Genomic DNA, 24902 nt, shown 5'->3' with positions numbered 1-24902 from the left:
ATGAAAGCGATTGAAATTTACGATACGACATTAAGGGACGGGGCGCAGGGAGAGGGTATCTCCTTTTCGGTGACGGACAAGATAAGGATCGCGCGCGAACTGGATATGCTGGGCGCGCATTATGTGGAAGGGGGCTGGCCCGGTTCCAACCCCAAGGATATGGAATTCTTTTTGAAAATGTCAAAGGAGCCCCTGCAAAAAGCGCGCCTGACCGCTTTCAGCATGACCCGCAGGCCCGGCGCGAAGGCGCAAAACGACCCCAATATCCTGTCTCTGGTAGATTCCGGCGTAAAACACGTTGCTATCGTCGGGAAGACCTGGGACCTGCACATCGGAGATGTATTGAAGATCACCCTTGAGGAAAACCTGGAGATCATAAGGGATACGGTGGGTTTCCTGTCGTCAAAGGGGATGGCTGTATTTTACGACGCGGAGCACTTTTTTGACGCCTGCCGTTCCAACAAGGATTACAGTTTGAAGTGCCTGCTTACTGCCTGCGAGGCAGGGGCAAAGGCGATCGTGTTATGCGATACTAACGGCGGGACGATCACTTCGGAAGTTTCGCGGGTGATCAAGGAATTGCGGCCCAGGATCAAACCGCTGCTTGGGATCCACTGTCACAATGACTGCGGCCTGGCGATCGCCAACTCCATCGCTGCCGTGGAAGCGGGGGCGGATATGGTTCAGGGGACTATCAACGGGATCGGGGAGCGCTGCGGCAACGCGGATCTGGTCCCGATCATCGCCAATCTGAAGATCAAGCTGGGCATTGATTGTATCAGCGATGAGAAACTGAAAGATCTGGCAAAGGTCTCGCATTTTGTCAGCGAGATCAGCAATATGCGCCAGAAAAACGACCAGCCATTTGTCGGCTCATCCGCCTTCGCGCATAAAGGAGGCATGCATATAAACGCCGTGATGAAGAACCCTAAGAGTTATGAACATATAGATCCGTCGTTGGTAGGCAACCATCGCAGGATCCTGGTGTCTGAGCTGGGAGGCAGGACCGGCATTTTATTGCGCGCCAAAGGACTGGAGCTGGATCTAAGCAAGGAAGACCCGCAGACCAAAAAGATACTGAAGCTGGTGCAGGAGCTGGAGAATAAGGGCTATCACTTTGAGGCGGCCGAGGCCTCCTTTGAGCTGCTGATGAAAAAGGCGCTGAAGAAATATAAGGAATTTTTCACGCTGGAAGGTTTCCGCGTTGTGGTAGAAAAAAAATCGGATAAAAAGATCACTTCAGAAGCGATAATCAAATTAAATGTGAACGGAGCGAAGGAGCATACCGCCGCGGAAGGCGACGGCCCTGTTAACGCCCTTGACAACGCCCTGCGCAAGGCGCTTAAGGATTTTTATCCGGCGCTTTCAAAGATGCGCCTTTCAGATTTTAAGGTGCGCGTTCTGGACGAGAAGGTCGGGACGGCTGCCAAGGTGCGCGTGCTCATACAATCGCAGGATGAAGAAGATTCCTGGAGCACCATCGGCGTCTCCGAAAACATTATTGAGGCGTCATGGCAGGCCCTGGTAGATAGCGTAGAGTATAAATTATTGAAGGATAAAGTTAATGAATGAAATTCCCACCCGTTACGACCCCAAAGACGTAGAAGAAAAGTGGTACAGGTTTTGGGAAGAGAAGGGATGTTTCGCGGCAAGGCGCGATCCCGATAAGAAGCCCTTCAGCATAGTCATACCACCTCCCAACGTTACCGGCATCCTGCATATGGGCCACGCCCTCAATAATACGATCCAGGATATCCTGATCAGGTATCACAGAATGCGCGGCGAGGAGTCGCTTTGGATGCCCGGGACAGACCACGCGGGCATTGCCACGCAGAATGTCGTGGAGAAGAAGATCGCGAAAGAAGGAAGGCGGCGCCAGGAATTAGGCAGGGATAAATTCCTGGAAGAGGTATGGAGGTGGCGCGAAGAATACGGCTCGACAATAATACGTCAGTTAAAGCGGCTGGGCTGTTCCTGTGACTGGGAGCGCACGCGCTTTACGATGGATGAGGCATACAGCGGCGCCGTTACCAAGGCGTTCATCTCGCTTTACGAAAAGGGGCTCATATACAGGGGGCAATATATAATCAACTGGTGCCCCCGCTGTTCAACCGCCCTTTCCGACGAGGAGGCGCCTCACCATGATATGGACGGGCTGCTGTATTACATAAAATACCCGCTTAATGATTCCAAAGAGTTTGTGGTTGTGGCCACAACGCGGCCCGAGACAATGCTGGGGGATACGGCTGTAGCAGTAAATCCCAAAGATAAAAGATACAAGCAATATATAGGTAAGGGCCTGATCTTGCCGCTTGTGGAGAGGGAAATAAAGGTGATCGCGGACAAGGCGGTGGATATCAAATTCGGCACAGGCGCGGTCAAGGTGACGCCTGCCCACGACCCTAATGACTATGAGATCGGCGCGCGGCATAAACTTGAGTTTATAAATGTTATGCGTCCCGACGGAAAGATGAACGAAGCGGCAGGCGAATACCGCGATATGGACAGGTTTGAGGCGAGGGAGGCGATCATAGAGGATCTGCGGGAGCGCAAACTCCTGGAAAAGATAGAGCCGCATAAGCACGCCGTAGGCCATTGTTACCGCTGCCACACCATAGTTGAGCCCTATTTATCGCGGCAGTGGTTTGTGAAGATGAAGCCGCTGGCAAAACCGGCGATCGCGGCCGTTAAAAAAGGCGAGATCAAATTCTACCCCAAAAGATGGACTAAGGTCTACCTTAATTGGATGGAGAATATCCGTGACTGGTGCATATCGCGCCAGATCTGGTGGGGGCACCGCATCCCCGTATATTATTGTAAAAACTGTCAGGGGATGCGGAAATCCGAAATCCGAAATCCGAAATCCGAAACAAATCCAAAATCCAAAACTAAAAATCCCAAACAAAATGACGGCATAATTGTTTCTAAGATTAAACCTGATAAATGCCCTGTCTGCGGTGGAGCGGATATTTATCAGGATGAAGATGTTCTTGATACCTGGTTTTCTTCCTGGCTCTGGCCGTTTGCCACTTTTGACAACGAAGAGGACTTAAAGTATTTTTATCCCACATCTGTCCTGGTTACGGCATCGGAGATAATCTTCTTCTGGGTGGCGCGTATGATCATGTCCGGATATGAATTTATGGGAGAGAAGCCCTTCAGTGACGTCTACATACACGGGACAGTCCGGGACTCAACCGGCAAGAAGATGTCAAAATCGCTGGGCAACATAATAGACCCTCTGGAGATCATAGACGCTTTCGGCGCGGACGCGCTCAGGTTCAGCCTGATCTCACTCACCTCTATGGGCCAGGACGTATTTTTATCAAAAGACAAATTTGAGTCCGGAAGGAACTTTGCCAATAAGATATGGAACGCCTCGCGCTTTGTGATGATGAATATAGACAAGAGCGTGGTAGATACGGATCTATGCCAGGTTTACAAGAAGGAGGCATTACACCCGCCGGAAAAATGGATCTTGAGCCGGCTGTATTCTAATCTCAAGTCATGTCATAAGGCGCTGGATTCATACAGGTTCAATGAAGCAGCCAATATCATTTACGAATTCTTCTGGCATGAGTTCTGCGACTGGTATCTGGAGATGGCCAAGCTGACTATAAGCGAAAGAAACACGCAGATCGTGATGTATAAGGTGCTGGAGAAGTCGCTGCGTATGATGCATCCATTTATGCCTTTCATAACTGAAGAGATATGGCATATCCTGCACCAGAAAGCAGGGCCGATAATTGCTCAGAGTATGCCCCATATACAGAAAGACCTTATCGATCACGGCATTGAGGCGGACTTTAAACTGTTATTTTCATTAATAACTTCTATAAGGAATATAAGGTCGGAGATGAATATAGATGCTGAGCAGCGGCTTTCTGCCGTGGCAGTGTCGGAAGACAGGGGTATAAGGTCTCTTTTGAGTGATTCGGCTAAATATATATCCGGGCTGGCGAGATTGCAGTCATTTGAGATCAAAGACAGCTTTAAGCCGGCAGGGGCGGCGATCAGCGACATAGTCGGCAAGGCGCGTATTTATGTCCTGTTGGCGGGCTCAATAGACGCGGCTAAGGAACGCCAGCGGCTCTCCTCGCGGCTTTCCTCGGTTGAGGCAGAGATAAAAAATAAGCAGGGCCGCCTCAAGAATAAGGAATTCCTCAAGAAGGCGCCGAAAGAGGTCATTGAGAAAGAAAAGGCCCGTCTTGAGGATCTGCTTGATACGCGGAAGAAGATCAGCAAGATCTTAAAGGAATTGTCTATATGAAGATTTCAAGGGCGGTTGCCGGGATAGTCAGGCAGGCGCTTAAAGAGGATGGCGCGCGGTCAGATGTTACCTCCCGCCTTAGCATACCCTATAATATAAAGGTAAGGGCGGTGATCAAGGCCAATCAGGCAGGCATAGTGTGCGGCCTTGACCTGGCAGGGCTGGCCTTTCGTATGCTGGACAGGGCTGTAGTGTTTAAAAAGAGGCGCAAGGACGGTATGCCTGTGAAAAAGGGCGATATCATCGCGGAGATATCAGGCAGGGCGCGGAATATATTGTCCGCGGAACGGGTCGCCCTGAATTTCATCTCCCGTCTTTCAGGCATTGCCTCGCAAGCCGGCCGGTTCGTGCGCCAGGCCAGGCCGTTTAAGACCAGGATACTTGATACGAGAAAGACCTCTCCTAACTTGAGGGTGCTGGAGAAGTATGCCGTGCGTACCGGCGGCGGCAGGAACCACAGGTTCAATCTGTCGGATATGGTCCTGCTTAAAGAGAATCATATCAGGGCATTAGGCGATAAGCGCGGTTTGAGGGATCTGGTCGGGAGGATCAGGAAGAGAGTCCCGCCCGGGATGAAGATAGAGGTTGAGGCGCAGAGTTTACCTGAATTCAGGGCCGCGCTTGATTCCGGCTGCGATATTATAATGCTGGATAATATGGGATTCAGCGAACTCAAGAAGGCGGTCGCCCTGGCAAAGAATAAAAGGGTGCTGCTTGAGGTGTCAGGCGGCATCGGCTTAGGCAAGGTCAGGAAGGCCGCGTCCTTAGGCGTGGATTTTATATCCAGCAGCAAACTTACCTGCGGCGTAGAGCACCTTGACGTTTCCCTGGACATTATTTAATCGTAACAATTCGGTGAATACCTTCAAGATAAAGACAAAGCTAAAGCCGCGCGGCGACCAGCCAAAGGCCATAAAGGAGCTTACGCTGGCATTGCGGGGCGAAGAGCGGTTTCACACGCTCCTGGGCGTAACCGGTTCCGGCAAGACCTTTACTTTAGCGCAGGTAATAAACAATATAAACAAGCCGGCGCTGGTGATATCGCATAACAAGACGCTGGCAGCGCAGTTATACAGCGAGTTTAAGGAGCTGTTCCCGGATAATGCCGTAGAGTATTTCGTCAGTTATTACGATTATTATCAACCGGAGGCATACGTGCCTGCCACGGATACCTATATAGAGAAGGATTCTTCAATAAACGACCGGCTGGACCGGCTGCGGCTTTCCGCGACCTGTTCGCTTATGTCAAGGCAGGACGTGATCATAGTCGCCTCGGTGTCGTGCATATATAATCTGGGCTCTCCGCGGGATTATAAGGAGAGCCTGGTAGTGGTGGATGAAGGCCAGAGCATAAACCGCGATGAGCTCATACTTCGTTTTATAGATATACAATATGAACGCAATGATTATGAATTTATCAGGGGCAGGATAAGGGTGCGCGGAGACGTAGTGGAGGTGTTCCCGGCATATAAGGATAAGGCGGTAAGGATAGAGTTTGAAGGGGATGTTGCCGCCAGGATAACGGAATTTGAGCCGGTCAGCGCGAAGCCGATAAGCCGGCTTTCAAGCATCGCCGTTTACCCTGCCAAGCATTTTATAGTAGGCGAGGACAGCGTTGCCGCGGCAGAGAAGGGCATACTTGAAGAATTGCGCCTTCGGCTTGAGGAGTTAAGGTCCCGCGGCAAGCTGCTTGAGGCGCAGCGCCTGGAGTCGCGCACCAGGTATGACCTTGAGATGCTTAAGGAGATCGGCTATTGCCACGGCATAGAAAATTATTCCCGGCACCTGAGCGGCAGGCCTGCCGGCTCAAGGCCGTATTGCCTCATAGATTACTTTCCGCGGGGATTTATTACCGTCATTGATGAGTCGCACGTAACGCTCCCGCAGATAGCGGGGATGTATGAAGGCGATAAGGCGCGCAAAGATACGCTGGTTGAATACGGCTTCCGCCTGCCTTCCTGCCTGGATAACCGGCCCTTGAAATACGATGAGTTTGAGGCCATAACCGGAAAGACAGTATTTGTTTCGGCTACGCCGGCAGAGAAGGAACTGAATAAAAGCGGCTCGCGCGTGGTAGAACAGATAATCAGGCCGACCGGCCTGCCCGATCCTCAGATAATAATAAGGCCTACGGAAGGCCAGATAGAAGACCTTATTAAGGAGATACGCTCGCGCGCGGAGCGTAAAGAAAGGACGCTGGTCACTACCTTGACCAAGCGGATGGCCGAAGACCTGGCATCGTACCTTCAGGAGAAAGGCATCAATGTCAGGCACCTTCATTCGGAAATAGAGACCATAGAGCGCAGCAGGATACTTAGGGACCTGCGCCTGAAAAAATTTGACTGCCTGGTAGGCATAAATCTTTTAAGGGAGGGGCTGGACCTGCCCGAGGTATCGCTTGTGGCGATACTTGACGCGGATAAGGAGGGGTTCCTAAGGTCAGCCACTTCTCTGATACAGACATCAGGCAGGGCAGCCAGGAACCTGAACGGCACGGTGATAATGTACGCCGACAGCGTTACAAAATCAATGCGCAAGGCGATAGATGAAAGCAACCGCAGGAGAGAGAAGCAGATACGATACAATAAAAGCAACAAGATAACCCCGGCATCCGTAAAGAAGGCGGTAAAAGACGGCATAGAGGATCTGTGCAAGGCAGAGTCAGTGGTGCTGGATTCAGCGGGATTGGCCGAGGAGCAGAACGACCTTTATGAATACATTTCTGAGCTGCAGTACCAGATGGAGCTTGCCGCGCGTAATCTGCAGTTTGAGAAAGCGGCGCAGCTTCGCGATAAAATTAAGGAGTTAAAAATTGCTACTGACGATAGACATAGGCAACACTAATATTAATATAGGTATATTTGCCGGTGGTAAGCTGAAGAGGCGGATGCGCTTTGCCGCTTCCGGCAGCGGCGCGTCGTATTCCCGCGCCATAAAGCGGGGGTTTAGAAGCGTTGTTCCGGAGGCCATAGTTATTTGTAGCGTAGTGCCCGCGACTACCATAATTGTCAGCCGGGCGTTGAGGCGTTTATTTCCCGGCGCGAGGATCTTTATCGCAGGCAGGGATATACGCGTGCCTATTAAGAACTTATACAAAAACCCGGCGCAGGTCGGCCAGGACCGCCTCGTAGGGGCTTACGCGGCGTCAGAGATCTACGGCGCGCCGGTTATCATCGTTGACTTCGGCACGGCAGTTACTATTGATGCCGTATCTAAAAGCGGCTCATACCTGGGAGGCGCGATCGCGCCGGGCATAGAGATATCGCTTTCCGCCCTGCACAAGATGACCGCGCTTCTGCCTGAGGTCAAGCCGTCAAAGCCGAAGGCGCTTATAGGCAGAGATACGAAAGAAAGCATATTAAGCGGAGTGATCTTCGGCCTTTCCGGAATGACGGATACTCTTATAAAGAAAATAAAGCAAAGATCAGGCTCTGCCTGCAGGGTCATAGGCACAGGAGGCGGAATAGGCCTGGTTTCTCCACATACTTCAGTTATAGATATCGTAGATAAGGATCTAGTCCTCAAGGGCCTCAGGTTGATTTATTGCAAAAATCACAAAAAAACCTTGACAAAACCCCTTTAATTTCATATAATTGCTTCTCTGTTGTAAACTCTGCCCTCGTAGCTCAGTCGGCAGAGCACGTCCTTGGTAAGGACGGGGTCATCGGTTCAATTCCGATCGGGGGCTTAAGTTTTGAAGGAAATAAAATGCGCGAGATAATTACCTTGGAATGCGGCGATTGCCGACGGAAGAACTACACAACCACCAAGAATAAGAAATTGCACGCGGATAGATTGCAGTTGAATAAGTTCTGCAGGTCTTGCCGGAGATACACGGCGCATAAAGAAATAAAATAGAATTTTTATAATACAATAAAATAATCCACTTTTTTAACCTTTTGTTTGTGAAAATAAGGAAGAGGGGGAGTTTTTTTATCTTCTGTCATCCCCCTGCGCAACCAACCTTGCTTATGAATATATTGAAGAATACCAAGAAGAAATTGCTTCGGGGGATGTCACTATATGGGCAAGGTCTACAATTAATCAGGGGGATGATCCTTGACATTGCATTACAATGTCAAGGATCTATTCTAGGTAGCACTGGCTTGCCCGCGGGTGTTCCATTTAGGCCAGTAGCTCTAATTGGCAGAGCGGCGGTCTCCAAAACCGTTGGTTGGGGGTTCGAATCCCTCCTGGCCTGTATGCCGATACGAGGGGTTTGAACCGAATAGATGATAGCTAAAACAAAGAAATTTATTATTGAAGTAAAACAGGAACTGTCAAAGGTGTCCTGGTCAAGCAGGCGGGAATTAATGGGCGCCACAGCCGTAGTCATAACCAGCACGTTTATGCTGGCATTTTATATAGGAATAATAGATCTGCTCCTTTCCAAATTCTTAAGCCTGGTGATCAGATGAAGAAATGGTATGTTGTGCATACGCAGACGGGCACGGAAGATAAGGTCAAGGCGAGCCTGGAGGGCAGGATAGCCGGCGCGGGGATGTCTGAACTTGTGAGCCAGATACTTATACCTACTGAGAAGGTCTCCGAGATAAGAAGCGGAAAGCGCAGGATATCAGAGCGTAAATTTTTTCCCGGTTACATACTTGTTGAGATGGAACTCAACGACGATACGTATTTTTTGTTCAAGACGACCCCGGGAGTCACCGGCTTTATCGGCCTGGGCAAGAAACCCTCGGCCCTGCCCGAGGCAGAGGTAGAGGGTATCCTGAAGCGCTCGCAGGACACGCAGGTAAAACCGAGCCCCAAGATCGTTTTTGAGAAAGGCGAGCAGGTCAGGGTGACAGACGGGCCGTTCGTGAATTTCAACGGAACGATAGACGAGGTCCACCCCGATAAGGGCAAGCTCAAGGTCAACGTGATGATATTCGGCAGGGCAACCCCTGTTGAATTGGAATACTGGCAGGTAGAGAAGATATAATGGCAAAGAAGATAAAGACACAGATCAAATTACACGTCCCCGCGGGAGCGGCTAACCCCGCTCCGCCTGTTGGGCCGGCGCTGGGCCAGCACGGCGTCAACATAATGCAGTTCTGCAAGACATTTAACGAACAGACCAAAGGCAGGGAGGGGCTTATCCTGCCGGTGGTCATAAGCGTTTACGAAGATAAATCATTTACCTTTATAATAAAGAGCCCTCCCTCTTCCATACTTCTTAAGAAAGCGGCGAATCTTGCCAAGGCGTCGGGCCAGGCAGGCAAGGAGAAGATAGGCACCGTGACGATGAAGCAGGTGGAGGAGATAGCGAAACAAAAGGTCGTGGACCTGAATACCTCGGATATTGAAGAGGCGAAGAAGATCATCATGGGCACGGCGCGCAGTATGGGCATATCCGTAGAAGGTTAGAAATGCAAAAACGCAGCAAGAGATATAAAGAGTCCGAAAAGGCCGTTGACAGAGAAAAGGGCTATAAGCTTAATGAGGCGGTCGCCCTGATCAAGTCAATGCCTCCGCTTAAGTTCGACGGTTCGGTAGACCTGAGTTTCTATCTTAACGTTGACCCGAAGAAACCGGAACAGATGGTCAGGGGCACGGTCATACTGCCTCACGGCACAGGCAAGAAAGTGCGGGTCGCCGTTTTCGCTAAGGGCGAGGCGGAGAAACAGGCGAAAGAGGCGGGCGCGGATATCGTGGGAGCGGAAGACCTGATCGAAAAGGTTGCCGCGGGAAAAGTTGAATTTGACTGCGCCATAGCCACCCCGGAGATGATGAAAGAATTAAGTAAGCTGGGCAAGATATTAGGGCCGCGCGGGCTTATGCCCAGCCCCAAGACAGGCACAGTTACCAACGATGTAACTAAGGCCATTTCAGAGTTGAAAAAAGGCAAGGTGGAATACCGGGTGGATAAACAGTCCGGTATACATCTGAGCGTGGGTAAGATATCTTTTGACGAGAATAAGCTATATGATAACGCTTTCAAGGTGATAGACGCGATAGTTTCTTCCAAGCCGGCTACAGTAAAGGGCACGTTTATAAAGAGCGCTTTTATATCGGCATCGATGAACCCGGGATTAAGGCTTACGCTATAGTATACCCCACACTTACGTGTGGGGAATGAGAAATCAGGCATGAAAAAAATAGGGACATTATACAGAGAGTCCAGCGAGAGGGAATTAAAGGACAGGATGGGCAAGGCCTCCAGTATGTTCATTATCGGCTACTCCGGCATCAAGAGCAACGACCTGAACGCGTTAAGGAACAAATTAAGGCTGGCCGGGGCCGAGCTTTTTGTCCCGAAGAATTCCCTGGTTTCAAGAGTGCTAAAAGACAGGAAATTATCCGGGCTTACTAAATTTGTGCAGGGGCCGTGCGGGTTCGTCTTCAGCCTGACAGACCCTACAGGCGTCTCAAAGGTGTTAAAACAATTTTCCAAAGATAACGATAAACTGCTTCTCCACGGAGGCGTTATGGAGGAGGCGGTGCTGGAGAGCAAAGATATAAGCGCGCTGGCAAGCCTGCCCCCGAGAGAAGTTTTATACGTAATGCTCGTTACCGGCTTGAAGAGCCCGATCACGTCTTCTGTGCGCGCGTTGAAGCAGATGATGACCAAAATGGTAGTTGCCTTGAACCGCATAAAAGAAAATAAAGGAAAATAGGAGGAAAATAAGATGGCAGAAGGAAAAACAGAGGTTAAGGTAGAAGGCAAGATAGGGGACCTGATAAAGTCCATTGAGACGATGTCTGTCCTTGAACTTTCGGAATTTGTAAAGGCGCTTGAAGAGAAATTCGGCGTGTCCGCGGCAATGCCCATGATGGCTGCCGGCGCCGCGCCTCAGGCAGGCGCGGCCGGAGCGGAAGCCGCCGAGGAGAAGACAAGCTTTACGGTCGTGATCACGTCCGCGGGCGCCAATAAGATCGCCGTTATCAAAGAAGTCAGGGCGGTCACCAGCCTGGGCCTGAAAGAGGCAAAGGACCTGGTAGATTCAGCGCCGAAGCCGGTTAAGGACGGCGTGCCTAAGCAGGAAGCGGAAGAGATAAAGAAGAAATTGACCGCGGCAGGAGCAACGGTAGAACTTAAGTAAGCAGTTAAGCGGGTAGAATGAAAAGAAAAAATTTCGCCAGATTAAAAGAGATATACGAGCTGCCGAACCTTCTTCAGCTGCAGACCGATGCCTACAAGAGTTTTCTGCAGGAGGGGGTCGGCCCTGACGCGAGAGAGGATGACGGGCTCCAGGAGGCGTTCAAAGAGGTCTTTCCCATAGAGAGCTTTGACAGGAAGATACGCCTTGAGTTCATCGGATATTCTCTGGGCAAGCCGAAATACGACGAGGCAGAGTGCAAGCGCAGGAGCATGACATACGCCTCTCCTCTTAAAGTGAAATTCCGCCTGATCATGCTTACGGAGGTCAAGGAGCAGGAGGCATACTTCGGAGAGATACCTCTTATGACCAGGTACGGCACCTTCATTATAAACGGCGATGAGCGCGTGGTGGTAAGCCAGCTGCAGCGTTCTCCCGGTATTTCTTTTGAAGAAGAGGCGCATCCTTCAGGCAAGAGCATTTATTACGGCAGGATAATCCCCTACAGGGGCGCCTGGCTTGAAATAAAATACGACCTCGCCGGCATAATACTCGCCTACGTTGACAGAAGAAGGAATTTCCCGGTAACCCAGATATTGAGGATCATGGGCCTGTCTGGCAACGACGATATAATAAAGGCGTTTGGAGAGGAGCACGCGGAGATCACCGCTACCCTCGCTAAAGATTACACCAAGACCAAGGAAGAGGCGGTGCTGGATTTCTACAGGAAGATGCGCCCTACAGAGCCGCTTACCCTTGAGGCAGCCGAGACGCTGTTCTTCCGGCTGTTTTTTGACCAGAAGCGCTACGACCTGAAGAAGGTCGGAAGGTTCATACTTAACAGAAAATTGAATATGGACCTGCCCCTGGATAAGCGCGTGCTTGATGTGGATACCGTGATAAGCGTGATCAAGTACCTTATCAACCTCAACAAGGGCCAGGGCCGCATAGACGATATAGACCATTTAGGCAACCGCAGGATCAAGACCGTAGGCGAGCTTATCCAGAACCAGATAAGGATAGGGCTGGCGCGGGTCGAGCGTTCCATACGCGAGAGGTTTACCGTATTGGGAGATACGGAGAACTTGAGCGTCCACCATCTTATAAATTCCAAATTATTTTCAAATCAGATCAAGGATTTCTTTGCCAGGAGCCAGCTTTCCCAGTTTATGGACCAGGTAAACCCTCTGGCGGAAATCACCCATAAAAGACGCTTGAGCGCCCTGGGCCCGGGCGGGCTTTCCAGAGAGCGCGCGGGTTTTGAAGTCAGGGATATCCACTCTTCGCATTACGGAAGGATATGCCCCATTGAGACGCCTGAAGGCCCGAATATAGGCCTGATCGCCTCTTTGAGCTGTTACGCCAGGGTTAATGAATACGGATTATTAGAGACCCCGTATAGAAAGGTTGAAGGGGGCAGGGTAACCAAAAAAATAGATTATTTGACGGCGGATATAGAGGAACAGATGGTCATAGCGCAGGCAAACTGCCCGCTTGATCCGGACGGTAATTTTGTGGATAAGGAAGTGTCCTGCCGCCACCGAGGGGATTTTCCCAAGGTGCCCGCGAAGGACGTGCAATATATGGATGTTTCTCCTAAACAGCTTGTTTCCGTGGCCGCTTCCCTGGTGCCTTTCCTTGAGCACGACGACGCCAACCGCGCGCTGATGGGCGCCAACATGCAGAGGCAGGCAGTGCCGCTTATGATAACCGAGCCGCCGCTGGTAGGCACGGGAATGGAAGGCAAGGTCGCGGCTGATTCAGGCGCCCTGGTCATCGCGGAGGCCTCCGGCAAGGTAACGGAGGTGGATTCTTCATCTATAACTATAGGTAAGAAGAAATACGCGCTGAATAAATTTACAAGGTCTAACGCCGATACCTGCCTGAATCAAAGGCCTATTGTGCAGCCGGGGCAGAGCGTTGAGGCCGGAGAGGTGATCGCCGACGGTATGGCCACCAGGAAAGGCGAACTGGCCCTGGGCCGTAATCTGCTGGTCGCCTTTATGCCATGGCGCGGCTACAATTTTGAAGACGCCATACTTATCAGCGAGAAGCTGGTGAAGGAAGACGCCTTTACCAGTATTCATATAGAAGAGTTTGAGACCGAGGCGACGGAAACGAGGCTGGGAAATGAAGACATTACCCGCGATATCCCCAACGTGGGAGAAGAGGCGCTGAAAGACCTTGATGAGGGCGGCATTATACGCATAGGGGCGGAGGTCGGGGCAGGCAGCATACTTGTAGGCAAGGTCACGCCCAAGACAGAGTCGGAGCTCTCCGCGGAAGAACGGCTTTTAAGGGCCATATTCGGCGAGAAGGCCGGAGACGTCAGGGATACTTCTTTGGTGGCCCCGCCGGGAGTTGAAGGCGTTGTGGTCGGCGTGCATGTCTTCAGCAGGAAAGACCGCGGCAGAAAGTCAAAGGCGGAGAAGTCCGCGGAACTGGCGAAGATACGGGAGATAAAAAATTACTACAAGCAGGAAATAGAGGTGCTTGAGGCGGAAAAGGAAAAGCGCCTTGCCAGGATCCTGGGCGTAGATGTTAAAAAGGTATTTAAGCATGACCTTGATGAAAATGAAGAGGCCAAGGTAGCCGCCTCTTCATATGACGAACAGATAAAGAACCTTTTAGTGGAGCAGGAGCAGGAAATAGAGCGCGTCAGGCGCGGCGATGAACTGCCCGCCGGCGTATTAAAGAGGGTCGTTGTTTACGTTGCCAATAAGAGGAAGGTCGCCGAGGGGGACAAGCTCGCCGGACGCCACGGAAATAAAGGCGTTGTGGCGCGCATATTGCCCGAAGCGGATATGCCCTTTCTGCCCGACGGAACGCCTGTTGAGATAGTGCTTAACCCGCTGGGCGTACCCTCGCGTATGAACGTCGGCCAGATATTAGAGACGCATTTAGGATGGGCCGCGAGAATGCTGGGGTTTGAAGCTGCCTCTCCGGTATTCGACGGGGTAAAGGAAGGGCAGATAAAGGAACTACTTGCCAAAGCGGGGCTTCCCGAAGAAGGAAAGATCACGCTCTACGATGGTTTCACGGGCATGCCGTTCAACCAGAAGGTGACCGTGGGATATATTTATATGATGAAACTGATCCACCTTGTTGACGAGAAGATGCACGCGCGTTCTATAGGGCCGTATTCTCTGGTCACTCAACAGCCGCTGGGAGGCAAGGCGCAGTTCGGCGGCCAGAGGTTCGGAGAGATGGAGGTCTGGGCCCTTGAGGCCTACGGCGCGGCCTTTACGCTTCAGGAAATGCTTACGGTCAAAAGCGACGACGTAAACGGCAGGACGAAGATCTATGAGGCGATCGTCAAGGGCGAACAGGCCTTCCATACGGGCACGCCTGAATCGTTCAATGTGCTCTTAAAAGAACTACAGGGGCTCTGCCTTGATGTTAAGACAGAGAAGGGTAAACAATGATGAAGGAATTCGCGCCGCCGTTTGGCTCCATATCCATAAGGATGGCTTCCGCGCAGACCATAAAGTCCTGGTCTAAGGGCGAAGTAAAGAAGGCGGAGACCATCAATTACAGGTCTCTCAAGCCGGAAAAAGACGGGCTTTTCTGCGAGAAGATATTCGGGCCGGTAAGGGACTGGGAGTGCAACTGCGGAAAATATAAAGGCATCAAGTTCAAGGGCATTACCTGCGACAGGTGTTCGGTCACCGTAGACAGGTCATCTGTGCGCCGGGAAAGAATGGGGCATATAGAATTGGCCGCCCCTGTCACGCATATCTGGTTTTTTAAGGCGGTGCCTTCCAGGATGTCGGCGATCCTCGGCATATCCCTCAGGGACCTGGAGAAGGTCATATATTACGAGGAGTACGTTGTGCTTGACCCGGCTGAGACGCCGTTCAAGAAATATGAACTGCTTTCAGAGGAGCAGTATCAGGAGGCGGTGGAGAAGTACGGCTCCAATTTCAAGGCGAAGATCGGGGCAGAGGCGATATCCGCCATGCTTAAAGATGTGGACCTGGGCGCCCTTTGTAAGAAACTGCGAAAGGACATGGATAAGTCCAAGGACTCAACCGGCTCCAGAAAGAACCTTAAACTGCTGAGGATCATCGAGGACTTTAATAATTCAGGCAACAAGCCGGATTGGATGGTATTGGAGATACTGCCGGTCATACCGCCGGACCTCAGGCCTTTGGTCCCCCTGGACGGCGGCAGGTTTGCCACTTCCGACCTCAATGACCTGTATAGGAGAGTAATAAACAGGAATAATCGCCTGAAGAAACTTAAAGAACTGAACGCTCCGGAAATAATCATCAGGAATGAAAAACGTATGCTGCAGGAGGCGGTGGATGCCCTGCTTGATAACGGCAGGCACGGCAGGCCGGTGCTGGGGGCGAATAACCGGCCGTTGAAATCGCTCTCCGATATGCTTAAGGGCAAACAGGGGCGTTTCCGCCAGAACCTTTTAGGAAAGCGCGTTGACTATTCCGGCCGTTCCGTTATAGTCGTAGGGCCTGAATTGAAGCTCAACCAGTGCGGCCTGCCGAAACAAATGGCGCTGGAACTTTTTGAGCCGTTCATTATAAAGAAACTGCGCGAAAAAGGTTTTGTCCACACTATAAGGGGCGCCAGGCGCATGGTTGAACGCGCCAAGATCGAGGTCTGGGACATACTTGATGAAGTCATCAGGGACCATCCGGTCATGTTGAACCGCGCTCCCACCCTGCATCGGTTGAGCATTCAGGCATTCCAGCCGCTGCTCATAGAAGGCAAGTCAATAAAGATACATCCTCTGGTATGCACGGCGTTCAACGCTGATTTTGACGGAGACCAGATGGCGGTACATGTGCCGTTGTCTCTTGAGGCCCAGGTTGAGGCCAACATACTTATGCTTTCCACTAATAATGTATTCTCTCCCGCGGACGGCCGGCCGATAGTAAGCCCGACCCAGGACATCGTCTTAGGCAGCTGCTATCTTACAAAACCAAAACCAAAAGCAAAGGGAGAAGGCATGCTCTTCTCCTGCGGCGAAGAGGCGATCGTCGCCTACAATGACGACGTTATAGAGCTGCATGCCATAATAAAACTAAGGGTAAATAACATCTTTGACCTCGATACATCCGCTTTGCAGGAAGGCGTCAAGATAATAGATACCACCGTAGGCAGAGTGCTGTTCAATGAATACCTGCCCGAAGGATATGGTTTCGTCAATTACGAAATGAATAAGCGCAATATCGGCGATGTGGTTGCCGCCTGCTATAAAAGGTTCGGGCACAGCAGGACCGTAAAACTGCTTGATGACTTGAAGGAATGCGGCTTTGAGTACGCGACATTAGGAGGGATATCCATAGGCATAGACGATCTGCGCATACCGCCTGAGAAAGAAGCCGTGTTAAAGGACTCAAAGGCAGAGGTTACCAAGGTAGAGGAACAGTACAGAAAGGGCGTGATCACCGACAGGGAGAGGTATAACAAGGCAATAGATATCTGGACGCACGCCACGGATAAGGTCGCCGATTTTCTGTTCAAGGGTATGGAGTCGTTCAACCCGATATTCCTTATGGCGGATTCCGGCGCGCGCGGCTCACGCCTGCAGGTGAGGCAGTTGGCAGGCATGAGAGGATTAATGGCTAAGCCGTCGGGAGAGATCATAGAGAGCCCTATTACGGCTAATTTCAAAGAGGGGCTGACCGTGCTGGAATATTTTATTTCCACGCACGGCGCGCGAAAGGGTTTGGCCGATACCGCGCTTAAGACCGCTGACGCCGGCTACCTTACCAGAAGGCTGGTGGATGTGGCGCAGGAGGTTATCGTTATTGAGGATGACTGCGGCACCTTGAACGGCATCACGGTTGCCGCGATAGTAGAGGGCGATGAAATAGTTGTCAGTTTGAAGGACAGGATAATCGGCCGCGTCGCGCTTGACAATATAGTGGATATTATTACCGACGAGGTCATCGTTGAAGCGGGCTCTGAGATCACCGAAGAGAAGGCCGATATGATCGAGCGTTTAGGCATAGAGAAGATACGCATAAGGAGCGTTTTGACCTGTGAGACCGGCCGCGGTTTGTGCAAGAAGTGCTACGGCAGGAACCTGGCTTCGGGCCGGCTGGTTGATACGGGAGAGGCGGTAGGCATAGTCGCCGCGCAGAGCATAGGCGAGCCGGGGACCCAGCTTACAATGAGGACCTTCCACATCGGAGGGACTGCCAGCCGTATCGTGGAGCAGTCCTCAATGAAGGCAAAGAACGACGGCATAGTACGTTATCATAACATAAAATCGGTAGAGAAAGACAAGGAACAGGTCGTATTGAACAGGAACGGCCAGGTGAGCATAAATGACGCGCAGGGCAGGGAGCTGGAGAGGTATCCGGTGCCGCAGGGCGCCTTCCTTAAGTTTGCCGACGGAAAAAATATCAACAAGGGCGACCTGTTTTTCAGATGGGACCCTTATACATATCCTATTTTGAGCGAGGTTGAAGGCACGGTTAAATTTGAGGACTTGAAAGAAGGCGTTACCGTGATAGACGAGCTTAATCCCGCGACCAAGGTCGTGGAGAGGGTCGTCGTAGAGCACAAGCAGGATTACAATCCACAGATCATCATAATGGACAGCAAGAAGGAAGTGTTGGGCATATACCCTCTTCCGATCGAGGCGCATATACTTGTCAAGGATGGGGATAAGATGAAGGCGGGGGAATTGCTTGCTAAGATACCCCGTGTCGTAGGCAAGACCAGGGATATTACCGGAGGCCTTCCCCGTGTCGCCGAACTTTTTGAGGCCAGGCGGCCCAAGGACCCGGCTATAATCGCCGAAATCGACGGTTTTGTTGAATTCGGCGAGACCAAAAAGAGCCAGAGGGTCATCATAGTCAGGAGCCCCACGGGAATGCAGAAGGAATATATACTGCCGCACGGCAAGCATCCCGACGTATACAAGGGCGATAAGGTGGCTGCCGGCCAGCAGCTTACCGATGGGCCGGTGGTGCTTCAGGATATATTGCGCGTCTGCGGGGATAAGGTGCTGCAGGAATATCTGGTCAATGAAATACAGGAAGTATACCGGCTGCAGGGCGTGCACATAAACGACAAACACATAGAAATAATAATCAGGCAGATGTTAAAGAAGGTGAGGATAGAGGATTCCGGCGACAGCGATTTTCTGCCCGGGCAGCAGGTTGACAAATGGGTTTTCCGCGATGAGAACATCAAACTGGTGAAGAAGGGGAGCAAGCCCGCTTCAGCCACGCCGTTATTATTAGGCATAACGAAGGCGTCTCTTACTACCGAAAGTTTTATTTCCGCCGCCAGTTTCCAGGAGACCACGCGCGTGCTTACCGATGCCGCTGCCAGCGGCAAGAGCGATGAACTGTTCGGCCTGAAAGAGAACGTTATCGTGGGCCATCTTATACCGGCAGGCACCGGCTTCAAGGAGCACCAGGAGATAGAATTATTAAAGGCGGAGATCAAGGGCAAAAAAGAGGATAAGGGAGAGGGTAAGGAAGAATAATGCCGACTATAGAGCAATTGATAAGGATGGGCAGGACCGCCAAGAAGCAAAAGACGAAATCACCAGCTTTAAAGAAGTGCCCGCAGCGCAGGGGCGTCTGCATTCAGGTGAGGACAATGACCCCTAAGAAGCCGAACTCAGCCCTGAGAAAGATAGCGCGCGTGCGCCTGACCACCGGGATAGAGGTGACCTCTTATATTCCCGGAGAAGGCCATAATCTTCAGGAGCACTCAATAGTCCTGGTCAGGGGCGGCAGGGTAAAGGACCTGCCAGGTGTAAGGTACCACATCGTCAGAGGCACGCTGGACACGGCAGGGGTTGCCAATCGCAAGAAGTCGCGCTCAAAATACGGCGCGAAGGCGCCTAAATAAAGTAGCGAGTAGAGAGAAAATAAAATATGAGAAGACACGCAGCGGAAAAAAGAGATATTTTAGCGGACGCCAAATACAAGAGCAAGGTAGTAGCGCGTTTTATAAACATGGTGATGCTTGACGGCAAGAGGAGCGTCGCCGAGGATATAGTTTACGGCGCCTTTGATACGGTCAGGGAGAAGGTCAACGAGCCCGATGCCCTGAAGTTCTTCCATAAGATCATAGATAATGTCAGGCCGCGCCTTGAGGTCAAGCCGCGCCGCGTAGGGGGCGCGACCTATCAGATCCCCATCGAGGTAAAACAGGAGCGCGGTATCACCATGGCGCTGCGCTGGATAAGGAATCTGGCAAGGCAGCGCAAAGGCAAGTCAATGACGGAGAAGCTGGCGGATGAGCTCATCGCCGCTTATAAAGGTGAGGGCGGCGCCATAAAGAAACGGGACGATACACATAAGATGGCTGAGGCGAATAAGGCCTTCGCGCATTTCAGATGGTAGTTTTGAGAGAAGATATATGAGACAGGTCGCTTTAGAAAAAATAAGGAATATAGGCATAGTCGCCCACATAGACGCGGGTAAGACCACTACCACGGAGCGCGTGCTGTTTTTTACAGGTATAACTTATAAGATCGGCCAGGTAGATGACGGCACCGCCACTATGGACTGGATGGTCCAGGAGCAGGAACGCGGCATTACCATAACCGCCGCCTGCACCGCCGTAAGCTGGCGCGATTGCAGGATCAATATAATCGATACTCCCGGGCACGTGGATTTTACCGTTGAAGTGGAGCGTTCGCTTAAAGTATTAGACGGAGCGGTCGTGGTTTTCTGCGCGCAGGGCGGGGTTGAGCCGCAGTCAGAGACGGTCTGGCGCCAGGCAGACAGGTATCATGTGCCCAGGATCGCGTTTATAAATAAGATGGACAGGGTGGGGGCGGATTTTTTCGGCTGCATAGAACAGATGCACACCCGATTGGGAGCAAGCGCGGCGGCGGTCCAGGTCCCTTATTTTAAGGGCGAGGAATTTTCCGGCATCATTGATCTGTTGAAAGATAAGATGCTTGTTTACAAGAATGAGACGGGCAGCGAATTTGAGTATGTGGATGTGCCTGCCGAGAAATCAGACGAATGTAAGAAACATTATGAGAAGCTGGTGGAGAAGACGGCAGAGGCGGATGATGAGCTTATGCATAAATTCATCGAGGGCAAAGAGATCAGCAAGGAAGAGGTCAGGGCGGGGATAAGAAGGGGCGTTATCGCCAATAAATTTGTCCCCGTATTCTGCGGCACTTCGCTTCGCAACAGGGGCATCCAGCCGCTGCTTGACGGCGTATGCGATTACCTGCCTTCGCCTAAAGACATCCCGGCAATAAAAGGCCTGGAGCCGAAGAGCGGAGAATACGAAGAGAGGGCCGTGGATGATAACGCGCCGTTTTGCGCGCTGTGCTTTAAGATCGCCACCGACCCGTATGTGGGCAAGCTTAATTATGTGAGGATCTATTCCGGCTCGCTTGAGAGCGGTACCTATATATATAATATGAATCTTCGTGAAAAGGAAAAGGTCGCCAAGATCGTGAGGATGCACGCCAACAGGCAGGAGATCATAGATAAGGTGTATGCCGGAGATATAGTGGCGGTAGTCGGATTGAGAGAGACGAAGACCGGAGATACCCTGTGCGATGAGAAATCCCCCATATTACTTGAAGCAATGAAATTCCCCGAGCCGGTCATCTCGCAGGCAATAGAGCCGGCTTCAAAGGCCGACCAGGATAAATTAGGCATGTCTTTGAGAAAGCTTATGGATGAGGACCCTTCTTTCAGGGTTACCTATAATAATGAGACCGGCCAGACGATCATCTCGGGTATGGGCCAGCTTCACCTTGATATTATCGTGGACCGGCTTAAGAGGGAATTTACCGTTGATACCCGCGTCGGCAATCCCCAGGTGGCCTATAAAGAGACCGTGAGCAAACCGGTGACCAGGGTAGTAGGCAAATTCATCCAACAGAGCGGAGGCCGCGGCCAGTACGGGCATGTGGTCATAGATATCGCCCCTCAGGAAACGCCGGGTTCAGGCGTTACCTTTGAAGATAAGATCAAGGGCGGCGCGATACCCAGGGAGTTCATATCGTCTGTTGAGGACGGCATTGAGATCGCCGCCAAGAACGGCATATTGGCCGGATATCCGGTGACCGATGTGGCCGTGACCCTGACAGACGGCTCATACCATGAGGTTGATTCTTCCGAGATCGCTTTTCAGATGGCTGCTTCTATCGCCCTGGTTGAGGGTTTAAGGCGGGCCGCCTGCAAGCTGCTTGAGCCGGTAATGGATATGGATGTCATATGCCCTGAAGAATATATGGGCATGGTCATCGGGGACCTGAATTCGCGGCGCGCCAAGATCATCAACATTGTGCAGAAAGGCAACATTCGCCATATCCACGTGAATGTTCCGTTATCAGAGGTGTTCAATTACGCTATGGTATTACGCTCTCTTACTCAGGGGCGTGCCAGTTATACAATGGAGCCCTCTTATTACGCGGAGGTGCCTTCACATATAGCTCAGAATATAATGACCAATTCACCGTATTCGGCTCACAGAGCCAAGAAATGAGGGAAAATCAGGAGGTGTTAAATGGCTAAAGAGAAATTCTTAAGGACTAAACCGCACGTGAACATAGGGACAATAGGGCATGTTGACCATGGCAAGACAACTTTGACGTCGGCGATAACCCTCGTTTTGAACAAGAAGGGGCTTGCCGAGGCGCGCAGTTTTGACTCTATTGATAACGCGCCCGAAGAGAAGGAAAGAGGCGTTACCATCAACATATCTCACGTGGAATACCAGACCGACAAGAGGCATTACGCCCATATTGACTGCCCCGGCCATGCCGACTATATAAAGAACATGATCACCGGCGCCGCGCAGATGGACGGAGCCATACTGGTGGTCTCGGCAGCTGACGGTCCGATGCCTCAGACCAGAGAGCATATACTTCTGGCGCGCCAGGTGAACGTGCCGGCAATAGTGGTTTTCTTGAACAAGGTTGACATGGTTTCCGATAAAGAGTTGATCGAGCTGGTAGAGATGGAAGTAAGGGACCTGCTGACCAAATACAACTTCCCCGGAGACAAAACTCCGATCATCAAGGGAAGCGCGCTTCAGGCAATGGAAGCGGCCGGCGATCCTAACAGCCCGGGAGGCCAGGCAATACTTGAGTTGATGAAGGCGGTAGATGACTTTATCCCTGACCCTAAACGCGATCTGGACAAGCCGTTCCTTATGGCCATCGAAGATGTCTTCTCAATAGAAGGCAGAGGCACGGTCGGTACAGGCAGGATCGAGAGAGGCAAGATCAAGTTAAATGATACCGTTGATATCGTGGGTATCAATCAGGAAATTTCAAAGACCGTAGTTACAGGCATTGAAATGTTCCGTAAACTTCTTGATGAAGGCCAGGCAGGAGACAACGTCGGGCTTCTATTAAGAGGCGTAGACAAGAAGCAGATGCAGAGAGGCATGGTTCTGGCGGCTCCCGGTTCGATCACGCCGCATAAAAAGTTCAAAGCGCAGGTTTACGTGCTGGCAAAAGAGGAAGGCGGAAGGCACACTCCTTTCTTTACCGGTTACAGGCCGCAGTTCTACTTCAGGACAACGGACGTTACCGGTAATGTTACCCTGCCTCAGGGCGTGGAAATGGTCATGCCCGGAGATAACGTTAACCTGGAAGTTGAGTTGATCTCTCCCGTAGCCATGGAGAAAGAGTCGCGTTTTGCCATACGCGAAGGCGGGCATACCGTAGGCGCGGGTGTGGTAAGCGAGGTTGTCGCTTAAAATTATACATGCAGAAAATACGGATAAAATTGAAAGCATACGACCACCGTCTCCTTGACCAGGCGGTCAAGGAGATAGTGGAGACGGCAAAGAGGACCGGCGCGCAGGTGTCAGGGCCTATACCGCTTCCTACCAGGAAAGAGGTATATACCGTCCTGAGATCGCCGACGATCGATAAGAAGTCCCGCGAGCAGTTCTCTCTTTGCACCCATAAGCGCCTGCTTGAGCTTCTGGAGCCGACCGCGAAGACAATAGATGCTTTGCGTAAGCTGAACCTGGCCGCGGGCGTATACGTTGAGATAAGATAATGAGCGGATTGTTGGGAAAGAAAATCGGCTGCACTCATATCTTCGACACGCAGGGAAAGATGGTCTCTGTTACGGCGGTTGAGGCAGGGCCCTGCGTGGTCCTGAAGGTCGGAGATAAGAAGGTCCAGTTGGGTTTTGACGTTGTTAAAGAAAAGCATGTCAAAAAGCCGCAGCTGGCCGTGTTTAAGAAAATCAACACCGCTCCGAGGAAGTTTATAAGAGAAGTAGTGAAGGACGCGGCGACAGAATATAAGGTCGGCGAGGAGCTCAAGACGGATATTTTTAAAGACGGCGACTATGTTGATGTAATCGGTATCTCCAAAGGCAAGGGGTTTCAGGGCGGTATGAAGAGATGGAATTGGTCGGGAACCCCTATGACCCACGGTTCAACCTCGCATAGAAGAGTGGGCTCTATCGGTTCAAGTACAACCCCCGGCAGAGTATGGAAAGGCCATCATATGCCCGGCCATATGGGTTGCGCGCGCGTTACTGTTCAGAATCTCAAAGTAGTAGGGGTTGACGTTGAAAATAATCTCCTGATGGTTAAAGGCGCTATCCCCGGTTCAAACGGCGGATATGTGATGATAAAAAATTCGTTACGTAAGAAGCTGTCAGTAGCAGCCGCCGCGATCCAGACAAAGAAAGATGAGCAAAAAGGGCCGAAGAAACCAGCTAAGAAATAATCGCTAAATTAAGGGGCTCCATGTTTACAGTTCCGGTTCTAGACATAAACGGCAAAGAAGTAGAGAAGATCAAGCTTGACGCTAAGATCTTTGACGGCAGCGTGAATAGTTCCGCGCTGCATCGGGCCGCGGTAGGGTATCTGGCGGGCAAAAGGCGCGGACTTGCCTCTACCAGGACAAGAGGCGAGGTTTCCGGCGGCGGCAAGAAACCGTGGCGGCAGAAGGGGACCGGCAGGGCGCGGGTCGGCTCCATACGTTCGCCTTTATGGCGCGGCGGCGGGATCATCTTCGGCCCGCACCCGAGGGATTTCGCGCTGGACACGCCAAAACAGGTAAAATTACTGGCGCTCAGGTCTTCTCTTAACGGAAAATTAAACGATAACGGCCTGGTGCTGGTAGATGAGATAAAGCTGCCGTCTCAGAAGACCGGGGATTTCTTCAAACTTTTAAAGAAACTTAAGGTTGAGGGCAAGGCGCTGTTTATCATATCAGCCGCGGATAAGGACAACGCGCGCGCCGCCGCCAACATAAGCGGGATAAATATACGCAGGGTCAGCGATGTCAACGCTTACGATATAATGAATTGCAAAAAGGTGCTTACCAGCAGCGGTTCGTTCAAGGAACTGCTAAAGAGGTTGCGATGAAGCCGGAGCGTAATTGCATAAGGACTATAATACGTACCGAGAAATCCACTTTGGAGGAGCCGGCCGGCAAGTATCTTTTTATCGTGGATAAGAATGCCGGCAAGGTCGCGATAAGGAAGGCCATAGAGGATATATATAAGGTAAAGGTAAACAAGATCAATACTTATACGTCTATCGGAAAGGCGAAGACCGTGCGTTATCAGGTAGGGCGGACCCCCGAAATAAAAAAGGCGATAGTCACGCTTAAAAAAGGCGATAAGATAGATTTCTCTCAATAAAGGAAC

Annotated in this window: 22 protein-coding genes and 2 tRNA genes; all 24 read left to right on the top strand. The window is 51.3% G+C overall.

The genetic code is table 11. The annotated features are described in order from the left end of the window. The 24 genes from cimA (at position 1) to rplW (ending at position 24896) form a co-directional block, all read left to right on the top strand. Positions 1-1572, top strand: a complete 1572-nt coding sequence (cimA, locus tag PHR44_06260) for a citramalate synthase (protein MDD4910265.1) — start codon at positions 1-3, stop codon at positions 1570-1572. Next, positions 1565-4270: a valine--tRNA ligase gene (locus tag PHR44_06255; GenBank protein MDD4910264.1), complete on the top strand. Its 2706-nt coding sequence runs from the start codon at positions 1565-1567 to the stop codon at positions 4268-4270. Before cimA ends, PHR44_06255 begins: the two co-directional genes overlap by 8 nt. Next, entirely contained in the window at positions 4267-5112 is an 846-nt protein-coding gene (gene nadC, locus PHR44_06250) for a carboxylating nicotinate-nucleotide diphosphorylase (protein ID MDD4910263.1), read from the top strand. The genes PHR44_06255 and nadC overlap by 4 nt, the downstream gene beginning before the upstream one ends. 13 nt (positions 5113-5125) lie before the next feature. Next, positions 5126-7114 (top strand): excinuclease ABC subunit UvrB, encoded by a 1989-nt coding sequence (gene uvrB / locus PHR44_06245; GenBank protein ID MDD4910262.1) that lies wholly within the window; start codon positions 5126-5128, stop codon positions 7112-7114. Next, positions 7083-7853 carry a type III pantothenate kinase gene (locus tag PHR44_06240; protein MDD4910261.1) on the top strand — a complete coding sequence of 257 codons (771 nt, stop codon included), beginning with the start codon at positions 7083-7085 and terminating at the stop codon, positions 7851-7853. Before uvrB ends, PHR44_06240 begins: the two co-directional genes overlap by 32 nt. A gap of 32 nt (positions 7854-7885) precedes the next feature. Beyond that, a tRNA-Thr gene (locus PHR44_06235) sits at positions 7886-7958 on the top strand. A gap of 20 nt (positions 7959-7978) precedes the next feature. Continuing rightward, positions 7979-8128, top strand: coding sequence for a 50S ribosomal protein L33 (rpmG, locus tag PHR44_06230; GenBank protein ID MDD4910260.1), 150 nt, complete (start codon positions 7979-7981; stop codon positions 8126-8128). A 269-nt stretch (positions 8129-8397) separates the two neighbouring features. Continuing rightward, positions 8398-8471, top strand: a tRNA-Trp gene (locus tag PHR44_06225). A gap of 31 nt (positions 8472-8502) precedes the next feature. After that, on the top strand, positions 8503-8688 hold the full coding sequence (gene secE, locus PHR44_06220) for a preprotein translocase subunit SecE (protein ID MDD4910259.1): 186 nt from the start codon (positions 8503-8505) through the stop codon (positions 8686-8688). Continuing rightward, positions 8685-9212 (top strand): transcription termination/antitermination protein NusG, encoded by a 528-nt coding sequence (gene nusG / locus PHR44_06215; protein MDD4910258.1) that lies wholly within the window; start codon positions 8685-8687, stop codon positions 9210-9212. The genes secE and nusG overlap by 4 nt, the downstream gene beginning before the upstream one ends. Beyond that, complete coding sequence (gene rplK / locus PHR44_06210) at positions 9212-9637, top strand: 50S ribosomal protein L11 (protein ID MDD4910257.1); 426 nt, start codon at positions 9212-9214, stop codon at positions 9635-9637. Before nusG ends, rplK begins: the two co-directional genes overlap by 1 nt. A 2-nt stretch (positions 9638-9639) precedes the next feature. Continuing rightward, entirely contained in the window at positions 9640-10320 is a 681-nt protein-coding gene (rplA, locus tag PHR44_06205; GenBank protein ID MDD4910256.1) for a 50S ribosomal protein L1, read from the top strand. Between the two features lie 39 nt (positions 10321-10359). Beyond that, complete coding sequence (gene rplJ, locus PHR44_06200) at positions 10360-10887, top strand: 50S ribosomal protein L10 (protein ID MDD4910255.1); 528 nt, start codon at positions 10360-10362, stop codon at positions 10885-10887. Positions 10888-10899: 12 nt separating this feature from the next. Then, positions 10900-11313, top strand: coding sequence for a 50S ribosomal protein L7/L12 (gene rplL / locus PHR44_06195; GenBank protein MDD4910254.1), 414 nt, complete (start codon positions 10900-10902; stop codon positions 11311-11313). A gap of 17 nt (positions 11314-11330) precedes the next feature. After that, positions 11331-14735, top strand: a complete 3405-nt coding sequence (rpoB, locus tag PHR44_06190; GenBank protein ID MDD4910253.1) for a DNA-directed RNA polymerase subunit beta — start codon at positions 11331-11333, stop codon at positions 14733-14735. Then, a complete protein-coding gene (gene rpoC / locus PHR44_06185; GenBank protein ID MDD4910252.1) occupies positions 14732-18778 on the top strand; it encodes a DNA-directed RNA polymerase subunit beta' in 4047 nt (1348 codons plus the stop codon). The genes rpoB and rpoC overlap by 4 nt, the downstream gene beginning before the upstream one ends. Continuing rightward, positions 18778-19149, top strand: a complete 372-nt coding sequence (gene rpsL, locus PHR44_06180) for a 30S ribosomal protein S12 (protein ID MDD4910251.1) — start codon at positions 18778-18780, stop codon at positions 19147-19149. The genes rpoC and rpsL overlap by 1 nt, the downstream gene beginning before the upstream one ends. A 26-nt stretch (positions 19150-19175) precedes the next feature. Continuing rightward, positions 19176-19646 (top strand): 30S ribosomal protein S7, encoded by a 471-nt coding sequence (gene rpsG, locus PHR44_06175; protein MDD4910250.1) that lies wholly within the window; start codon positions 19176-19178, stop codon positions 19644-19646. A 16-nt stretch (positions 19647-19662) separates the two neighbouring features. Next, positions 19663-21762 (top strand): elongation factor G, encoded by a 2100-nt coding sequence (gene fusA / locus PHR44_06170; GenBank protein ID MDD4910249.1) that lies wholly within the window; start codon positions 19663-19665, stop codon positions 21760-21762. A gap of 21 nt (positions 21763-21783) precedes the next feature. Beyond that, positions 21784-22983, top strand: a complete 1200-nt coding sequence (gene tuf, locus PHR44_06165; protein ID MDD4910248.1) for an elongation factor Tu — start codon at positions 21784-21786, stop codon at positions 22981-22983. A gap of 8 nt (positions 22984-22991) precedes the next feature. Beyond that, on the top strand, positions 22992-23291 hold the full coding sequence (gene rpsJ, locus PHR44_06160; GenBank protein ID MDD4910247.1) for a 30S ribosomal protein S10: 300 nt from the start codon (positions 22992-22994) through the stop codon (positions 23289-23291). Continuing rightward, positions 23291-23974, top strand: coding sequence for a 50S ribosomal protein L3 (rplC, locus tag PHR44_06155; protein MDD4910246.1), 684 nt, complete (start codon positions 23291-23293; stop codon positions 23972-23974). The genes rpsJ and rplC overlap by 1 nt, the downstream gene beginning before the upstream one ends. A 20-nt stretch (positions 23975-23994) precedes the next feature. After that, positions 23995-24618: a 50S ribosomal protein L4 gene (rplD, locus tag PHR44_06150; protein ID MDD4910245.1), complete on the top strand. Its 624-nt coding sequence runs from the start codon at positions 23995-23997 to the stop codon at positions 24616-24618. After that, on the top strand, positions 24615-24896 hold the full coding sequence (gene rplW, locus PHR44_06145) for a 50S ribosomal protein L23 (protein MDD4910244.1): 282 nt from the start codon (positions 24615-24617) through the stop codon (positions 24894-24896). Before rplD ends, rplW begins: the two co-directional genes overlap by 4 nt. Positions 24897-24902 lie beyond the last annotated feature (6 nt).

The sequence above is a fragment of the Candidatus Omnitrophota bacterium genome (assembly GCA_028707125.1).
In the GTDB taxonomy this organism is placed as follows: Bacteria; Omnitrophota; Gorgyraeia; order Gygaellales; family JAQTUX01; genus JAQTUX01.
This window is presented reverse-complemented; position numbering and strand designations above follow the sequence as displayed.